The sequence below is a fragment of the Aquimarina aggregata genome (assembly GCF_001632745.1).
Classification (GTDB): domain Bacteria; phylum Bacteroidota; class Bacteroidia; order Flavobacteriales; family Flavobacteriaceae; genus Aquimarina; species Aquimarina aggregata.
On sequence record NZ_LQRT01000013.1, the window covers coordinates 507,412 to 525,226 of the forward strand.

A 17,815-nucleotide genomic window follows, 5' to 3' on the forward strand; every position below is an offset into this window, starting at 1 on the left:
ACTTCAAAACGAGGATTAAAATTTATTTACACTTAGATCATCTTCTATTCGAATATTATCTATTTGCATAGACAAATATATAGTAAGCAGATGCTCCCATGTACTATTATCTTCTTCTTTAATCCAAAATGAAGCCAAGTGTTTTCCTTTTTTATTTTTAAGACGTAACACCTTGGTAAAGATAGTTTTTTTTCTTTGCCAGATAACTTCTGCAATACTTACTTTACGATCAGCTATATCTTCTGCTATATCCTTTGGAATACCCGCAATAGTAAGTGCTAACTCTAGTTGTTCTCCTGTTATTTTTACTTCATATTTATCATTATAATCTACAGTATGTGGTTGATTAATTACAATGATCTCTCCCGCTCCTATTTGTATGCCTATAGGTCTAGGTTGTTGAAAGAAATATTGAAATAAAGGATATAAATGTTGATCAGAGGCAAAAGCCCTCGCAATTAAAACCTCACCATATTCTATATCTTTTTTATATTTAAATACTGGCGGAGCTACTGTTTTTTCATTTTCTGTTAACAATACCGACCACCCCTCTTTAAATAAAAGATATTCTTCTTGTGGTTGCTCTTTTTCTACATGAGATTTCACAATAGCTACAGCCTTTTCTGGAGTAACATTTTTATACCAAAAATTACCCGGTTGTACGATCCAGGTTGGTGCATCCTCACACCTACCATTGCATCTTGTTTTTATGGTATGTGTTTCATCCCATACTCCTTGATTACGAAGATATGCTCTAGCTTCTCTTACTGCTACTTCGCTTTTTGCTTTTTGACAAGACCCTCCATCACAAAATTGAAATGTTGTCGATACTTTAGGTATATTTTTTCCCATAATTAAAAGAAATATGTTAGACTTAATTTGGCTGAAAAAGGTGTTCCTGGTGTAAAATGAAAATCATCGACTGGAGCCGCTTCACCCTGAAGTTGAGAAGCATCATAAAATATAGCTTCTACCCAATCTTGATTAAAAATATTTTCTATAGATAACCCTATTTCATATTTGGGTTTTGTATAATTCATGACAAAATCTCCTAGAAAATATGCATCTGCACTCACAGATTCATCCTCTAGTAATGGTCGCTCTGCTAAATACCTATATCGTAACGAACTTTTTATCCCGTTTGGTAATTTTAGAGTTACCCCACCGGTAGAAGTAAAACGAGGAGCAGAGGGTATTTTATTTGCCTCTTGCGGTTCATCTAATAAAGTTCCGTAACTATAATTCATATTAGTATCAAACCATAAATATGATCTTGGTTGATAATGCAACGATAAATCTCCACCCACTCGTTCAGAGCGGCCTCTATTTTCGAACTCAGGAGAATCGGTAATAAAAACAAATTCTGCATCACTTTGTATATACCATGCCGTAAGATTGGTTAGTATATGTTTTCCTATTTTAAACTCTACTCCTAGATCATATCCAACTGCCTTTGGCAATGGATCAATAGAAGGGTCTTTTATAACTGTTTGCGTATAATTAGAATGGAATCCAGAACTTGCCTTGGCATACAATTGAACGTTAGGAGCTATGTCGTAGTATACACTAAATTTAGGACTAAGTCGAAAAGCATTTTCGTTTCCAGCACCTTGCACAGGGAGAATATCTTCTAAGTCAAAATTAAAATAATCACCTCTTAACCCCATTAATATTCTAAAACGTTCATTGATATGAAGCAATTCTTCTGCATACAAACTATAATTGGTTTCTTTTACTCTAAATCGGTTAACTGATTCTAAAAACACTCTTCTAACTCCTCTATTTAATCCCAATCTATTGTCATTATATTGAACTCCTAAGCCAAATTTTGTTTTACTTTCAAATGACCCAATCATGCTTTTTAAAGTTAAGGCCCCTGAATATCCAAAAATATTTCTGTATTCGAATTGATGTATCATATCCCCATTAACAGGATCATTTTGAAAAAAGCTAAAATTGGAGTATAAATTAAAATCGTTAGACACATAGTACAATTGATTGTTAAGAACCATATTTTCATTAAGTTCAGAACTTAGTTGTATAGTACCATGAATTCTTTTTGTATCTCCTCCTTCACTATCGTCTATCGCTCCGTACCTGCCTATCAAACCAGATTGCACTGCTCGCAATGGAATTTGCCCTGAGGCATTCCAATCGCTATGAAATGTAGATATTGAGGTGACTAATGTATTTGTATCATTAATATCTGCAGTATATTTAGAAAAAGTATTTAACCTTCTTAAATCTTGAGGAGTATCAAAAAAACTTCTATTATAAGTGCCTTCTATAGCAATGTATGCGTTCTCATAGTTTTTGGTCAAAAAGTTCTTCTGATCTAATAAGGTAACCATACCTAAAGCACGAACATAGTCATATTGACCATACTCTAATTTCACTAAATTCTTATTCAATCTACTTTTAGTTCTATAAGAGGCAGCTCCAGAAACTCCAAAATTACCAATAGATGTCTTATGAGGCCCCTTATAATAACTTGCATCACCAACAGTTTCAGGAATAAGAAAATGTAAATCAGCATACCCTTGTCCATGCGCATGCGATGTTAAGTTTATTGGTATATCATCAACAAAAACTGCAAAATCAGTACCATGATCATTATCAAAGCCTCTTAAAAATATTTGTTCGGCTTTACCTCCTCCAGCATGTTGCGCTATAAATAATCCAGGAACTGTTCTCAGTAAATCTTGTGCACTTGTAATAGGTCTTAATTTTAAAGAGAGTTTAGAAACAGTATGTTCATCAATTTCTTTTTCTTTATCTGATTCGATAATAATCTCAGATAAAATGGTTTCAGAACGCTTTAACCCAACATAAAGGGGCTGTAATTCTTCTTCTAGTTGTATTTTTTTTGAAACCGTAGTGAAACCAACTGCAGAAAACTCAATAATGTATTGGCCTTTAGGTAATCTAATAGAATATTCTCCATTACCATTGGTACTAGTTCCTATGTTTTGCTGTGAAACTGTTACAGAAACGTCCGAAATACTTAAACCTGTAGTATTTTCTTTTACAATACCTTTTACAATACTTTGTGATTGTGAAAAACCAAATAAGTTCATCAACAAAAATACACTGCATAATGTGTGTTTTTTCATCTGTGAAAAAATCGTAATTAAGCAGGAAAAGTTTTAGAAATAGAAAAATAAAGTTCAAAAGACATAAGTGTTATATCTTTTTTAAAAGTCAAAAACCCATACTTTATTCTAAAATATCCAACTCTTTACCCGAGAGTTTATATTAAAAATTATATGGCAGGTCTCCTGACTTACGTATTACTATCGCCTTCCCATATGCAGTATACAGTGGCATTTTTGACAGTAATTCTTGAAATGTATTACAGTTGCGGGAACAGTTTTGGATTCTCACCAAATTCCCTTTTAATCTCGTATCACTACAAGAACCATTAATCCGCAGCGAATATAATTGTTTTGCTTAAATAATAGATCGAATAAAATCTACACGTTTTGTTAAAGTTACTTTAGGCAAGATTTTAATACAAAAACTAAGGTTTTGATAAACTTCTATAAGATGCTTATGAATATGCTTAGCTTCTTGAAAAGACTGAGGACGTTGCGGATCATTTGTGTAAATTTCTTTCCAGGGAGGTGCCAAAAAAATGATGGGTTCATAATGAGTATCAAACGGAAAATTAGATAAATACTTTGGTATTGATAATGATCTAGCGTTTAAATATGCAATTGCATCTGGTAACCCACGATCTATAAAAGTATTTTGTTCTACGGGATTAGTTAATTCTTTAATGGTTTGTGTATATACCAGATCTACAAAACCAGAAACGTCCCCCCATGGTGTCTTATTTCCGTTTACTTTTTGTTGACCTTTTATTATTTTTCTGGATATTTCTTCATAACATAAATATCCCCTTTCATTTAATTCATTAATCAAGCTTGTTTTTCCTGTTCCAGGAGCACCAGTTATAATATATTTTTTATGCATAATAAAAATAAAAAAAACAGCAGATCATAGCTATAAAAACAAAGGTTACTTTTTGATTAATTCTTGTCACTATCTTTATTTCATGATCCATTATTACTCTTTCATTTACTCCTATATAGGGTTTCTCTACTAGTTTTCCATGATAATAATTAGGTCCGCCAAATCTACAATTTAGAATTGCTGCCAGGGCAGCTTCTGGATACCCTGCATTTGGACTAGAATGCTGTTTTCCATACTTTAAAACAAAAGGGATTTTATGAAGCTTGAAAGTCACTACCAACATCAAAAAAGCAGTTATTCGAGATGGTAGATAATTAACAATATCGTCTAACTTGGCAGCAAATTTTCCAAAATTAATATATCGATCATTTTTATATCCGATCATAGAATCTAATGTATTGATCATTTTATATCCCATTGCTCCAGGAACACCTAAAACCGCATAATAAAATAATGGTGCAATCACTCCATCACTTAAATTTTCTGACATGGTTTCAAAAACTGCTGCTTTTATTTGTTGTTCGTTTAATTGATCAGTTTCTCTACCTACAATCCAAGATAATCGGTTTCGTCCTTTTTCTAGGCTTTGTGCTAAAGCTTTAAAGACTGCTTTACCCTCACTAATCAAGCTCCTATTTGCAAGGGCATAAAACACAAAAACACTTGAAAAAACATAGTAACCTAAAGAATACTCTACTACTATTCTTTGAATACTATAAAAAAATAAGAAAGTAGTACTTGTTAATAGTACTGCAAGTACAGTTCCTTTAAAAAAAACAAAACTACCTTTATTCATCTTTTTTTCACCAAAAGCAATACTATTTCCGAATAGTCGTATTGGATGTGGTAACCATCTTGGATCACCAAATATCAAATCAAATAAATATCCTAGTACTAAAGGAATTATTAATAGTGTATACTCCATTCTTTTAATGCATTAACTAACAATTCATTTTTTTTTGGATCTTGGCTCGCAATCCTAATATAATTTGCATTTAGGCCTTTAAAATTTGAAGCATCCCGAATTAACAATTTATGAGTGTGTGCTAAATAATCTTTCAATTGTGTTGCATCTGGATTTTTTAGTTTTACCAAAAAATAATTCGTTTTTGATGGAATAACACTAAAACTATCTAACATATTAATTTGTCGTTGAAGAGATTCACTGTACGCTAACAACATTGCCATATCTGGACACATTTCAGCATAATTATCGAAGATATATTTTCCAGCTTCTATAGCCATTGTATTTACGCTCCATGGCATTTTGGATTGTTGAAGCTTATGTTTAACTTCTGGATTACACAAAATATAGCCTAGTCTTAATCCTGGAATAGAAAACAATTTGGTTAATGATTTTACAATAATCAGATTATCAAAATCCCTTAAAAGAGAAATACAAGAAGTTATTTGAAAGGTAAAATCTATATAAGCCTCATCGATGATAAAAATTGTATTTGGAAACTTTTTTAATACCTGTTCTATCTCTAAAACTGTGTTGCTAAAACCATCAGGATTATTGGGATTACAAATAAATACCAAGTCTTCTTCAAAACTAGTGAGCAACACATCTGTACGTTGAAAAAAAGTTATATCCATTTTATTTTTCACACAGGCATCATTATATTCAGAAAAAGTAGGTATACCTATTGCAACCTTTTTAGCATAAAATAGAGATGCTATAGTATAAAAAGCTTCTGTAGCACCATTTGTAATCAAAATAGCATCGTTACCTAACCCATGGTGTAAGGCGATTTTTTTTGCTAGTTCGTCTGCATTAGGTGTTGGGTAATTAGCTATACTTGGCAACTGTTCTTTAAGGTAATTAATAAGCCTAATCGATGTTCTTTCAAACCATACATTTGAGCTAAAATTAGCTTCAAATTCGATTTCATATTTATACCCATCATCACCGTGTCCGTAGATCATTATACGTATTGCATTTCAGAAATTATGGCTTCAACATCGATATGTTTTTCTAATAGAGCAGCTAATTTATTATAGTTTTCTTCTTTGTAAGCCTTATAGTCAAAAGAAGTTTCCACTTTTGGAGCTGTAAAATCTTTTAATAAATCCTCTATAACAATTGCGTTGTCTAGTATACCATGAATATAAGTACCCCAACAGTTCCCAGACAAGTACCCCTCTGTACCAGTTACACTATAGTTTAATGGACTGGGAATCTCAATGGTAGTCTCGCCCATATGGATTTCATATCCCGTTATAACATTAGGATATTCTTTAAAAGAAAAACTACATTGTGTTGTTGTTTTTTCTGCTGTCAATTTTGTAGTTATCGGCAAAATTCCTAGTCCAGGAATTGTTTTAATATCACTCTCTATTCCTAGAGGATCTGCCACAGTATTTCCTAACATTTGATATCCACCACAAATTCCGATTATATTTTTTTGTAAGCGATGTGCTTCTAAAATAACCTTGGCGATTCCTTTTTCTCTTAGAAACAAAAGATCTTGGATCGTGTTTTTACTTCCTGGTAGTATTATAATATCGGCTTCTGAAATATTCTTGGGATCATTTGAATAGAACAAATGTGTTCTAGCATCTTTTTCTAATACATTAAAGTCTGTATAATTTGATATATATGGTAATAGTACAACGGCTATATTAATGCTTCCGTCACGTGCTTTATTTTTCTTTTTCTCTAATCCAAGAGAGTCTTCTTCTTCAATATATATGTCTTTTGCATAGGGTACAATTCCTAAAACGGGGACTCCAGTTAACTCTTCTAGAATACTTTTTCCTTCTTCAAATAAAGAAACATCCCCTCGAAACTTATTGATAATAATTCCTTTTATCAATTTCTTTTCCCAAGGTTCAAGTAATGCAATAGAACCATAAACACTTGCAAAAACACCTCCTTTATCAATATCTGCAATAAGATACACATCTGCATCTGCAGCATCGGCCATCTTCATATTTACAATATCGCGATCTTTAAGGTTTAGTTCGCTTATACTACCTGCGCCTTCAAGCACTATTGGGGTATATTTTTCATTAAGTCGACCAAATGCTAGTTTGGCTTCTTTAAAAAGTTGCTCTTTATTATTTCCTAAAAAATACTCTTTTGTCGTTTGGTCTCCAATAGGTTTACCATTTAAAACTACTTGTGATTTATGAATCCCTGAAGGTTTTAGTAAAATAGGATTCATATCTGTAGAACATTCGATTTTGCAGGCTTCCGCCTGTACTGCTTGTGCTCTCCCAATTTCGAATCCATCAGGAGTCACAAAACTATTAAGCGACATATTTTGTGCTTTAAATGGTGCAGGAGAATAGCCTTTTTGCCTTAGTAATCTGCATATACCAGTTACTAACATACTTTTACCAACATCTGAGCCCGTACCCACAAACATAATAGGCCGTAATTTTTTCATCTGTATATACTAAATCGATCGATGTCAAAATTAGGTAAATAATTCGGGTTTTATGCCCGAATAAAATCCTTTCTTGCCTTACTCTTTTGCCCTAAATCTCAACTTTCCTACTTCTATCCCAATTGCTGTTTTAGCAAGTATCGTAAATACAAATGCTCCCAAAGCCCAAATACCTAAAGTAACTCCTACTTCTATACCTGTTGGGGTATATTCTGCAATTTTACCATAAGGTCCAGGGATAAATCCAGGAACAATTAATCCAAATCCTTTTTCGATCCATATGGCTACAAACAAAATAAAGCAACAAAAATAAAGCACTTTAAAATTGTTTCTTAGCTTACCAAAAGTTAATAGTACTGTGGCTAATACATTTAATGAAATTGCTGTCCAAATCCAAGGTAGTAAAGCCGTTTTTCCTTCTAAACCAAAGAATAGATAAAAAGCACTTTCACTATGATGTGTGGGGGCATAAAACTCTTTAAATAACTCAGAAACCAACATAATTAGATTAATCTGGGCAGCTACAGTAACTATTAGTGCTATTTTTTTGATGGTTTTATCTTCTATTTTAAAGGCAGTAAAACTTCTAATAATTGCTAGCACCAAAATAATTAACGCGGGCCCAGCTGCAAATGCAGAAGCCAGAAAACGTGGCCCTAATAATGCATTATTCCAAAACGGTCGAGCCTGTAGCCCCTGATATAAAAAAGCAGTTACCAAATGTATTCCTACGGCCCACAACACTGATAAAATAGCGCCTGGCACATAAACTTTTGGATTTGCATCTTTTCCTTGATAATGTCTAAATAAGATATAAAACGGAATACTAATATTTATAAATAAATAACCATTAAGCACAATAACATCCCAAGTTAACATCGATGCAGGAAAATTAAAAACACCAATCCCTGGGATCATATGCCATAATACAGATGGTCCCCCCATATCTGCGACAACAAATGCCAAACACATAATCAATGCGGCTACGGCAAGCCCTTCGCCAATCAATACTGCTTGTTTAAAATCTATATCCTTAAGCACATATGTCGGCATCACTAGCATTACTGCCGCAGCAGCCACTCCTACCAAAAATGTAAAATTAGAAATGTATAATCCCCAGCTCACACGATCAGTCATACCTGTAACACTTAGCCCTTCTTCTAACTGAATTGAGTAACAATACATTCCTAAAAGCATTATAAAAGTCAGCGCTCCCATCCAAATATTATATCGCATAGAACCTTTTGAAACGATATCTAGGCTATCTTTTACTAAACTTCCAAAAACTCTTAGTGTTTTCATTTTATCTTTTTTTTGTCCGTGCCCTTCGCTATGCTTCGGTCGGGCTATTCGCTATATCTTTATAAATGTACTATCCTTTAGCAAGCTCAGGATGACATTAAAAAAGGATGCCGCTACTATCCCTCACGCATGTTATTTTAATCCATGAAATACCAAAACTTAGGTTCTGTACCTAAATCTTCTTTTAATCTAAATACTTTTTTATTAGCTAATACCCATCTAATTGTACTATTAGGATCTAAAAGGTTACCAAAAATTCTTGCTCCTGTTGGGCATGCTTCAACGCAAGCTGGGTCTTTTCCTGATCTAGATCGTTGTACACAAAACGTACATTTTTCCATGACTCCTTTTTTACGCATTCTATTTCCTAAATAGTGTTGGTTTTTATTGATTTCTTCTTCAGGAACTTCAGGAGTACTCCAATTAAACCTACGTCCATCGTATGGACATGCAGCCATACAGTATCTACATCCCACACACCAATCATAATCAATTACCACAAGTCCATCATCTTCTCGCCATGTAGCCTGCACAGGACACACATCTACACAAGGGGGATTATCACAATGAAAACACTGTGTGCCCATATAAAAATGGCCTTCAGCCGGTACCTCATGATAATAGTTATCGTCGGCCTCGTTAAACTTAAAACCTTCTCCGTCTTTCATTTCATGAATACGGATATACTGCATTTGCGAATTACGATCCTGATTATTTTCTTCAACGCAAGCATTTACACAATCCATATATCCTTGACATTTTGAAATATTAAAAGCATATCCAAACAATACATCTTTTAGTGCATCTGTGGATTTCATAGTAATATTCTCTTTTTTACGAAGCTCATAAGATCGCACTAAACGATTTACCGTAGCATTTCGTTCTTCGTCTGTCATCAATTTATAGTTTCCTTTAAACTGCTCTTCCCAATCGATCTGCGCTTTTTCTTTAGATTCTTCTCCACTAGTAACACTACAGGATGTACTTACTGCACCAGCCCCAATCATAAGGCTGGCGGTTAACTTCCTGAACGCTGTGCGTCGATCCATTTTTACCTCGAATACTTGGTCGAAACCATCTTTTTTAGTTTCCTGACCGATAGAAGCATCTACTGCCGCCTCAAAAAATTCTTGATCTCCCATCTCAGGTTTATTATAAGATTCACAGCCTCCTGAATCACTACCGCAACCACAAGATGATTTTATAGGAGCTGGTTCACTTGTATCTGCGCTATGAGAACCACATCCTCCAGATGTATTACCGCAACTACAAGCCCCACCAGTTGTTTGTCTCGTTGCACTATTCATGTTTAACTTAAAATATTTTCCAATCCCACTCATAACTTACGTTTTATTAAAATCACCATAAAAAGGCTATTGGATTATTCTCTTTCTTTTACTTTTTGTGTATTAAATCTAGATGGCCATCTGGATTCGATATGCGGTTTATGTGGATTATGACAGTTTACACAGGTCATTGCAGCTCTGGGGTCAGCCCATCCCCCTATATTTTTACCGTGGGCACCACCTTTCCAGTCTTCAAATTGCTGACTATGGCACTGACTGCATAATTTATAGCTCCTATTAAAATCAATTGAATTACCTGTAAGACTTTGCAAATTATCCATGTTATTCCCGTTATGACACGTAGCACAATTCATAGTTACCTTGTTTGCATGCACCAACCCAATATCCCAATGCGCTTTCTTAAAATCGGATCCTTTCATTTGTTCTAAGGGTTTAGAATGGCATTCTGTACAGGCATATGATGTTATTTGACTTTTACGTTCAGGTATTAAAAACGTATGCTCTCCTTCAGTAATCTCTACAGTTTTAAGATCATCTATATATGGTTCAGACGAAACTGGAATACCATGATAATCTTTGCTTTTTTCTTCGATTTTATCTGTGAGACTATGATATTCTCCTTCTCCGTGCTTACAAGAAAAAAGCATAAAAATGAAAATACAACTAAGAAGAAATATATAATTTTGTCTACTCATTTTGATGATTATTAGTTCTTCTAAAAATTTCTACATCTGCAAATTCACGAATATCTGGCACATGACATTGACGACAATTTACTCTTTCGGGATGTGTAACCCGAATCTCTTTTGGTGCTGCCGGGCCGGCATGACAAGACAAACAATTCTCTCGCATTTGAATACCATGTGGCATCATAGGTGGACTTCCTGGTAATGCATTATTGACTCCTGCTTTAGGTGCTTGTATTTTAGTAGCATTCGAAATTGCAAAAAGTGTTTGTGTATTTTGAGCGACATGACATTGTCTGCAATTAATCATCTCTGGGTGTGGCGTTACCGGAGCATAAGCATCAAATTTGTCTACAAAACCTCCGTTTTGATGGCATTGCAGACAAGCCTTACCACCAATTCCTCTTTCGCCTTTTAGTAACTCATGTGGAATACTTGGTGGTGCACCTGGGTATGCACGATTATCATAGTATGTTTCTAAACTTCGCTGGTGTGCTTCGTCGACAGGCATATTAAGATAATCCAATGCAAATTCGGCTCGTGTAAATACTCCTTTTTCAGAAGGAATACCAAAATCCAGGGATTGCTCCTTAATCGGAATATATGCTTCTTCTAGTCCTTTTTTGTAACTATAATTCCAGATTACAATAAAGGTGATGAATAAAATCACAAAGAATGAAATGATACCTAGTCTCTTTTTCATACCCTATGCTTTTTCAACTTTAACGGCACATTTTTTATAATCGGGCTCTTTTGAAATAGGACAAAAGGCATCTAGCGTAACATCATTAATCAACATATTTTCATCAAAGAAAGGCACAAAAACTTGGCCTTTGGTAGGTAAGCCTCGTTCATTAATAGATGCAGGTAGCACACATGAACCTCTACGAGATGAAACCTTAATATTTTCACCATTCCTAATTCCCAGTGCTTCTGCATCCTCAGGATGAAACTCTACATAAGCACCTGGCATAGCTTTATGTAATACTGGAATTCTGCGAGTCATAGAACCTGTATGCCAATGTTCGATTACTCTACCAGTATTTAACCAAAACGGATATGCTGCATCAGGAACCTCTGGAGCTGGCTCATAAGGTCTTTCCCAGATCACAGCTTTACCATCAGGTTTACCATAGAAATGAAAATCTTCTCCATTAGTACATGCTGGGTCATACTTTGCATTAAACCTCCATTGTGTAGATTTACCATCTACATACGGCCATATTGCACCTGATTCTTTTTTTAACACCTCTAGTGGTGCCATTCCGTGTTTTGGTCCTTCATGAAACTGTCTATACTCATTATAGATTTCTTCAACATGATTTTCTTCACTATACGGAAACAAATCTCCAAATCCCATTCGTTTTGCAACCTCTATCGTCATCCAGGCATCAGGAGTAGTCTCACCTGGCCCTTCTACCATTTTATCCCAATGCTGGGTTCTGCGTTCAGAGTTTCCGTATAATCCACTTTTTTCGATATGCCATGATGCTGGCAATATTACATCTGCTACATCTGATGTTGGTGTTGGGAAAACGTCTGAAACTACCACAAAGCAAGAATCCTTTTCCATACCTGGTCGATATCTCCCTGTTTTTGGTAATGAAACCAAAGGATTAGTAACCTGGGTCCATATAAATTTTATATCTCCACGATCTACAGCTCTAAACATCTCGGTAGCATGGTATGTCGGTTTCGGCGGAATACGTTCATAGGGAACTTTCCATATTTTTGCTGCAAGACGTCTGTGCTTTTCATTCGTCACAACACCTTTAGGCAGTTTATGAGTAAAAGTCCCTACTTCTCTTGCCGTACCACATGCCGAAGGTTGCCCTGTTAAAGAAAATGGTCCATTACCTGGTTGAGAGATCTTTCCGGTAAGTAAATGAATATTATATACCAAATTATTCATCCAAGTTCCTCTAGTATGTTGGTTCATCCCCATACACCAATAGGATACTACTTTTTTATTTGGGTCTCCATAAATAGCAGCTAAATACTTAATATCTTTTACAGACACTTTTGAGTATTTGGCTACTTTTTCTGGAGTATACTCTTCTAAGAATTTTTTATAGGCTTCAAAATCTATTGTTGAGGGTTTATCATTAAAAGAATAGTTATCTTCTAAACCATATCCCATATTAGTTAACCCCTTACTAAAATTACAATGCTTTTCTACAAAAGATTTATTCATCCAACCGTTATGAACAATTTCATAACAAATAGCATTTGCAACGGCCAAATCAGTTTGAGGTTCAAATAATATTGATCTATTAGATGCTGTACTAGAACGTGTTGTACGTGTAGCAAAATCAATAATCTTTGCCCCTCTTCTATTTTTTTGTTCTAACATTCTTGAAAATAATACCGGATGCATTTCTGCCATATTATTACCCCAGGTTATAAAATAATCGGCATGATCAATATCCTCATAACATCCCATGGGTTCATCTGCTCCAAAACTGGTTAAAAAACCTGCTACGGCACTTGCCATACATAAACGAGCATTACAATCTAGATTATTAGTCCCGATTGCTCCTTTCATAAACTTAGAGGCAACGTATCCTTCAGGAATTGTTGACTGTCCAGAGGTATACATTGCCACAGCATCTTTACCATGCTCCTGGATGGTCTCCTTCATTTTATTAGCGACAATATCTAAGGCTTCATTAAGAGGAGTTTTAACATAAGCGCCATTTTTCTTTACCAATGCATGTGTTAATCTATCTTTTGCTTGGATACACATAATTTGATGATATCCTTTTACACAGAGTAAGCCTTTATTTACAGAACTGTTGGGATCTCCTTTTACGGCTACTGCTTTTCCATTTTCTGTACCTACTAAAATGCCACAACCTACTCCACAAAATCTACAAGGTCCTTTTTTCCAATCCAGATTTGCCCCTTCAGGAATGTTACTTTCTTGTTCTTCGGCAAAAATAATTCCCGGAAACATTGTCGCAGCGGCGGTCATTGCCGAGAGTATTGCCATTTTCTTAATAAATTCCCTTCTATCGGTAAGTGTCGATGTATACATTGGCTTAGTTTTTTGTAGTATTAAACCCAGAAACCATAGCTAACAGTTTTAAGCTTGGTATTGCCTCTATTTTTTCTTTCAGTATATGCTCTTCAGTGTCATCCTGAGTATCAGTAATCAAAATGACTACTTCATTATTTTCTGCGGGAATCACTTCACATTGCTCGTATTGGGTCAAGGAAACGATAAGGTCATTTTTCATACCTGTTATTGGGTGGGCGAGATAACTTTTGATTGGCATACTATTGTTAGTGTTATTCTGAATAGAGGTCTATTCCTAATTATATAGGATAAAGGTCATCTATCGATCTAAATTAAAACATGACATTTATCAGGTTACTAAACTTTGTTAGATCAAAACAGTGTAGAAATCACTATTACCTTATAAATTTAGAGCATCTTCAAAAAAAGCGGTTATCAATTTAGTTCAAGTCTACAACTCATTTAAGATTCTTTACAATTTAGCTGAACTTAAATGATAATTACCCTCTGGTATTAAGTCTTTAATTTTATGAAAATTACATATAATACTATTATGAAGTATCTACTGTTTTTGATGACGAGTTTCTTTGTGCTTACCCTGTCTTCTCAAGACTTGTCTCAACTTTATGAAAAAGTAAATCCTGCAGTAGTTGTAATTTTCACTCAGGAAGCAAAGCTAGAGTCAAATGGTGGTATTACTAAAACAATAACTTCTGAAGGATTAGGGTCTGGATTTATGGTTTCGGATACGGAGATTATTACTGCTTCTCATGTTGTGGACATAGCAGAACAATTAAGAGTTCGATTTCTGGACGGAGAAGTTATCCCGGCAAAAGTAATCTCTACATTTAAAACAGCCGATGTAGCCCTTATAAAACTAGAATTTCCGAAAAAGAATGCAGTAACTGTTTCTTTTGGAGATTCTGATCAATTAAAAATTGGAGAACAAATTTTTATTGTAGGCGCCCCTTTTGGTTATAGTCACTCATTATCTTCTGGATATGTAAGTGGAATTATTAGAAATAAAAAAGGAAAAAACCCTTTTACGCAAACAGAATTTATTCAGACTGATGCTGCTATCAATACTGGTAATTCGGGTGGACCTATGTTTAATATGACGGGAGAGGTAATTGGTGTTGTAAGTCAAATTCTAACCAAATCAGGGGGTTTTGAAGGTATTGGTTTTGCTGCTACAGCAAATATTACTAAAAACCTAATGACAAATAATAGAACACCTTGGTTAGGTTTTGATGCATTTCCTCTAGTAGGTAAAACAAAACGGTTGTTTAACGTACCTCAAAATAGTGGTTTATTAGTGCAGCGTGTGGTTTTTGGTTCTATTTTACACAAAATGGGATTACAAGGAGGTGATACTGAAATCATAATTGACGGACAAAAACTAATAATAGGCGGTGATATTATACTTGCCTTTAATGATATTATTTTCGATTTTACTGATGATACTTTGATAAGACTTGGTGAATTGGGAAAAAATCTAAAACCAACAGATCCTTTAGAAATAAAAGTATTGCGAGATGGAAAAATCATCTTATTAAAAAGATAACCTATTTTTTCCAAATATACCAAAACAAAGCTTTTATTAATGAAACATTCCTACTCAATAAAAATAATAAGCATCAGTCTATTTATTCTATTTAGTAATCTTATTACTGCTCAAATTCAAAATAAAGACACCATAGTTTCGCCATTTCGTAAAGGGAAATGGCTTACCGGATTATCAGGCACTATTAACTCAAGTACCATTGAATTAAGAAATACTAATGAAACTACAACTACCAATGAATACGGAGTTAATCTCACCACCGGAAAATTTATTAAAAATCGTTTTTTAGTAGGAGGTACAATTAGTGCTAATAGAAGCAATAATTCGGGGATAGTTGAGAGAACTACAGAGAACTTATTTCTGGGGCCAATAGTTTCATATTATCTCTCAAAGGTAGAGCGTGGATCTCTTTTTTTTCAAGCATCACCTGGATATGTACTATACCGAGACAACACTCGAATAGAGCAAACAAATGGTTTTATAGAAGAATTGGCTGAAGGTGGTGGTTTTGGAACACTACTAGGAGTAGGATACTCATATGCATTTTTCGATGTAGTTACTTTTGATATTGGACTAAAAACCAACCTATTATGGATCAATATTGATCAAGAATCAACCCCAATAAACACTATAACTTCTGAGGCCATTTTTGTGAATAGTATTTCTTTTTCGTTTGGTTTTAACATTTTAGTAGATCAATTCTAATGAAAAAGCAAATTTCGACATATACAGTTGCTCTCTTACTCTTATTTTTTAATGGAGTTAGGTCCCAAAGTAAGGAAACGGTATTTAAAACAGATACTATAGCTAGTACAAAAAGTATTCAATTTATAGGAGTTCCTATTGCCTTTTATACGCCAGAAACTGAATTTGGTTTTGGTGGTGGAGGACAATTTTTCTTATTAAATAAAAAAAACATCTACAATGATCGCCTATCAAACATCCTGTTTAGCGGAATTTATACTCTAAACGAGCAATTTCTATTTGAGGTCAAACCAGAAATCTATTTAGGTAAAGGTGATTATTTTATAAATATAGACTATACCTGGGAGATCTACCCTAATTTATTTTGGGGTATCGGTAATAGCACACCAGACAGAAATGAAGAAGTGTATAACATGACTTCGCATAAATTAAAAATAGGTTATCTAAGACGCTTACCCCCAAATCTTAATTTCGGATTTGAATATGTCTTTGAGAATCATGATGTCACTGAGGTCGAAGAAGGTGGGATTTTAGAATCTGGAACAATTTTAGGAAGTGATCGAGCTATTATTAGTGGATTAGGTGTTACCTTCAATTTAGATACTAGAGATGATCTAGGCTCTCCTCTATCAGGTCGTTATTACAAGCTTAACGCACAATTCTCGAGCGAACTTCTAGGGGCTACACATGGGTATAATAAATTCTTTTTGGATTTACGCGCATATGAATCATTAACCAAAACAAGCATCTTGGCGATGCAAGTATATAGTGAAAATACTTTTGGAGGCGCACCTTTTCAAGGTTTAGCAAAATTTGGTGGAAGCTATAGCGCAAGAGGTTATTTCTACGGCAGATTTACAGACAGACATATGTACATTATTCAAACAGAGTATCGATGGCGTTTTAAACCGCGATGGACAATGGCAGCTTTTGGACTAGTAGGCGAAGTAGCAAGTGCTCCTGAAAATTTCTTTAGCATAAGTAACATAAAACCTAGTGCAGGAGCCGGAATACGTTTTAAGTTACTTAAAAACAAAAGTACTTGGCTACGATTAGATACTGGATTTGGCGAAAATGGAAATAGTGGTTTTTATTTTGGGATTAATGAGGCTTTTTAAACTACCGTAGTACTACTATACTTATATTATATTATCAATATTAATTTAAGCGAGTGATAATAATTCTCATGAATTCATTAAAATTACTCTGGTGTTGTTTATACTGATCACTTGATAAAATTTTTCTTACCTCAACATCCTTTTGGTTAACAACCTCATTAAATTTATCAATAAATTTCTTAGCATTAAGTTCTTCGTCACTATTACAAATCGCCCAAAGTTTCAAAAAAGAATGAAAAACAATACTCTTGTATCGCGTTTGTATTGTTTTGGATAAGTTCATCTCTGATAGATGAAGGTCAAACCAAACTTCCATATCAATTTCTTCTTTTTGAGAGATAGCCTTTTTCTCCCTAAGAAACATATTCAAGACTGATGCAAAAAATTCAATCATAGCAGTTCAATTTTCTATTTATAAATCAACATTCTATACAAGTAGTTCGTATTTATATCTTATTTTGAAACACAAAATTATATAGGATAAATCCATGAATTAGATACTATTAAAGTGAAGTGTACAAATTAGAATGCGAATCTGATAAATACGAGACTCAATCGGTTATGATTTATTTTAGATTATTTATCACTTAGAAGTTATTTTGAGAGATCTCAAACTATAAAAAGTAGAAAATTAAAGTTATTTACATTAAAGGAAATAGCCTTGATGAGAGATTATTAATTCGAGACAAATTATAAAAATCTATAATTAATCTCATTTAAACATTTTAACTGTTTTGATATTCT

The 17,815-nt window shown here is 34.2% G+C and carries 16 protein-coding genes and 1 riboswitch; of the genes, 3 read left to right on the plus strand and 13 right to left on the minus strand.

Annotated elements, in window-relative coordinates; translation table 11 throughout:
- Positions 1-15 precede the first annotated feature (15 nt).
- The 12 genes from AWE51_RS13540 to AWE51_RS13595 form a co-directional block, all read right to left on the minus strand.
- Entirely contained in the window at positions 16-852 is an 837-nt protein-coding gene (locus AWE51_RS13540) for a (2Fe-2S) ferredoxin domain-containing protein (RefSeq protein WP_066314284.1), read from the minus strand.
- 2 nt (positions 853-854) lie between these two features.
- The gene (locus AWE51_RS13545) at positions 855-3,113 is read right to left on the minus strand and encodes a TonB-dependent receptor (protein WP_066314285.1); all 2,259 of its coding nucleotides are present in this window, start codon (positions 3,111-3,113) and stop codon (positions 855-857) included.
- A gap of 138 nt (positions 3,114-3,251) precedes the next feature.
- A riboswitch (cobalamin riboswitch) is annotated at positions 3,252-3,438 on the minus strand.
- 12 nt (positions 3,439-3,450) lie between these two features.
- On the minus strand, positions 3,451-3,975 hold the full coding sequence (locus tag AWE51_RS13550; RefSeq protein WP_066314286.1) for an AAA family ATPase: 525 nt from the start codon (positions 3,973-3,975) through the stop codon (positions 3,451-3,453).
- Positions 3,968-4,900 carry an adenosylcobinamide-phosphate synthase CbiB gene (gene cbiB, locus AWE51_RS13555; RefSeq protein WP_066314288.1) on the minus strand — a complete coding sequence of 311 codons (933 nt, stop codon included), beginning with the start codon at positions 4,898-4,900 and terminating at the stop codon, positions 3,968-3,970. Before cbiB ends, AWE51_RS13550 begins: the two co-directional genes overlap by 8 nt.
- Complete coding sequence (locus tag AWE51_RS13560; protein WP_066314290.1) at positions 4,882-5,904, minus strand: pyridoxal phosphate-dependent aminotransferase; 1,023 nt, start codon at positions 5,902-5,904, stop codon at positions 4,882-4,884. The genes cbiB and AWE51_RS13560 overlap by 19 nt, the downstream gene beginning before the upstream one ends.
- The gene (locus AWE51_RS13565; protein WP_066314292.1) at positions 5,904-7,370 is read right to left on the minus strand and encodes a cobyric acid synthase; all 1,467 of its coding nucleotides are present in this window, start codon (positions 7,368-7,370) and stop codon (positions 5,904-5,906) included. The genes AWE51_RS13560 and AWE51_RS13565 overlap by 1 nt, the downstream gene beginning before the upstream one ends.
- Before the next feature lie 78 nt (positions 7,371-7,448).
- Positions 7,449-8,672, minus strand: a complete 1,224-nt coding sequence (dsrP, locus tag AWE51_RS13570; protein WP_066314294.1) for a sulfate reduction electron transfer complex DsrMKJOP subunit DsrP — start codon at positions 8,670-8,672, stop codon at positions 7,449-7,451.
- Between the two features lie 137 nt (positions 8,673-8,809).
- Complete coding sequence (locus AWE51_RS13575) at positions 8,810-10,012, minus strand: 4Fe-4S dicluster domain-containing protein (RefSeq protein ID WP_066314296.1); 1,203 nt, start codon at positions 10,010-10,012, stop codon at positions 8,810-8,812.
- Positions 10,013-10,053: 41 nt separating this feature from the next.
- Positions 10,054-10,674: a cytochrome c3 family protein gene (locus tag AWE51_RS13580; RefSeq protein WP_066314298.1), complete on the minus strand. Its 621-nt coding sequence runs from the start codon at positions 10,672-10,674 to the stop codon at positions 10,054-10,056.
- Positions 10,667-11,368 carry a cytochrome C gene (locus AWE51_RS13585; protein ID WP_066314300.1) on the minus strand — a complete coding sequence of 234 codons (702 nt, stop codon included), beginning with the start codon at positions 11,366-11,368 and terminating at the stop codon, positions 10,667-10,669. The genes AWE51_RS13580 and AWE51_RS13585 overlap by 8 nt, the downstream gene beginning before the upstream one ends.
- A 3-nt stretch (positions 11,369-11,371) precedes the next feature.
- Positions 11,372-13,702: a molybdopterin-dependent oxidoreductase gene (locus AWE51_RS13590; protein ID WP_066314301.1), complete on the minus strand. Its 2,331-nt coding sequence runs from the start codon at positions 13,700-13,702 to the stop codon at positions 11,372-11,374.
- Positions 13,703-13,706: 4 nt separating this feature from the next.
- Positions 13,707-13,943, minus strand: coding sequence for a hypothetical protein (locus AWE51_RS13595; protein WP_066314302.1), 237 nt, complete (start codon positions 13,941-13,943; stop codon positions 13,707-13,709).
- A 270-nt stretch (positions 13,944-14,213) separates the two neighbouring features.
- Between AWE51_RS13595 and AWE51_RS13600 the strand changes: the two genes are divergently transcribed.
- From AWE51_RS13600 to AWE51_RS13610, 3 genes are read left to right on the plus strand one after another with little or no spacing between them, the layout of a single operon-like run.
- A complete protein-coding gene (locus tag AWE51_RS13600) occupies positions 14,214-15,248 on the plus strand; it encodes a S1C family serine protease (RefSeq protein WP_099098785.1) in 1,035 nt (344 codons plus the stop codon).
- Positions 15,249-15,287: 39 nt separating this feature from the next.
- Positions 15,288-15,953: a DUF481 domain-containing protein gene (locus tag AWE51_RS13605; RefSeq protein WP_066314305.1), complete on the plus strand. Its 666-nt coding sequence runs from the start codon at positions 15,288-15,290 to the stop codon at positions 15,951-15,953.
- Positions 15,953-17,071, plus strand: a complete 1,119-nt coding sequence (locus AWE51_RS13610; protein ID WP_066314306.1) for a BamA/TamA family outer membrane protein — start codon at positions 15,953-15,955, stop codon at positions 17,069-17,071. The genes AWE51_RS13605 and AWE51_RS13610 overlap by 1 nt, the downstream gene beginning before the upstream one ends.
- A gap of 40 nt (positions 17,072-17,111) precedes the next feature.
- On the opposite strand, the gene AWE51_RS13615 is transcribed toward AWE51_RS13610, so the two are convergent.
- Positions 17,112-17,465, minus strand: coding sequence for a hypothetical protein (locus AWE51_RS13615; protein WP_066314307.1), 354 nt, complete (start codon positions 17,463-17,465; stop codon positions 17,112-17,114).
- Positions 17,466-17,815: the final 350 nt, after the last annotated feature.

Bases quoted from the DNA above. Each gene is read 5' to 3' on its own strand.
- AWE51_RS13540 (WP_066314284.1), bottom strand. From the start codon at position 852: ATGGGAAAAAATATACCTAAAGTATCGACAACATTTCAATTTTGTGAT.
- AWE51_RS13545 (WP_066314285.1), bottom strand. From the start codon at position 3,113: ATGAAAAAACACACATTATGCAGTGTATTTTTGTTGATGAACTTATTT.
- AWE51_RS13550 (WP_066314286.1), bottom strand. From the start codon at position 3,975: ATGCATAAAAAATATATTATAACTGGTGCTCCTGGAACAGGAAAAACA.
- cbiB (WP_066314288.1), bottom strand. From the start codon at position 4,900: ATGGAGTATACACTATTAATAATTCCTTTAGTACTAGGATATTTATTT.
- AWE51_RS13560 (WP_066314290.1), bottom strand. From the start codon at position 5,904: ATGATCTACGGACACGGTGATGATGGGTATAAATATGAAATCGAATTT.
- AWE51_RS13565 (WP_066314292.1), bottom strand. From the start codon at position 7,370: ATGAAAAAATTACGGCCTATTATGTTTGTGGGTACGGGCTCAGATGTT.
- dsrP (WP_066314294.1), bottom strand. From the start codon at position 8,672: ATGAAAACACTAAGAGTTTTTGGAAGTTTAGTAAAAGATAGCCTAGAT.
- AWE51_RS13575 (WP_066314296.1), bottom strand. From the start codon at position 10,012: ATGAGTGGGATTGGAAAATATTTTAAGTTAAACATGAATAGTGCAACG.
- AWE51_RS13580 (WP_066314298.1), bottom strand. From the start codon at position 10,674: ATGAGTAGACAAAATTATATATTTCTTCTTAGTTGTATTTTCATTTTT.
- AWE51_RS13585 (WP_066314300.1), bottom strand. From the start codon at position 11,368: ATGAAAAAGAGACTAGGTATCATTTCATTCTTTGTGATTTTATTCATC.
- AWE51_RS13590 (WP_066314301.1), bottom strand. From the start codon at position 13,702: ATGTATACATCGACACTTACCGATAGAAGGGAATTTATTAAGAAAATG.
- AWE51_RS13595 (WP_066314302.1), bottom strand. From the start codon at position 13,943: ATGCCAATCAAAAGTTATCTCGCCCACCCAATAACAGGTATGAAAAAT.
- AWE51_RS13600 (WP_099098785.1), top strand. From the start codon at position 14,214: ATGAAAATTACATATAATACTATTATGAAGTATCTACTGTTTTTGATG.
- AWE51_RS13605 (WP_066314305.1), top strand. From the start codon at position 15,288: ATGAAACATTCCTACTCAATAAAAATAATAAGCATCAGTCTATTTATT.
- AWE51_RS13610 (WP_066314306.1), top strand. From the start codon at position 15,953: ATGAAAAAGCAAATTTCGACATATACAGTTGCTCTCTTACTCTTATTT.
- AWE51_RS13615 (WP_066314307.1), bottom strand. From the start codon at position 17,465: ATGATTGAATTTTTTGCATCAGTCTTGAATATGTTTCTTAGGGAGAAA.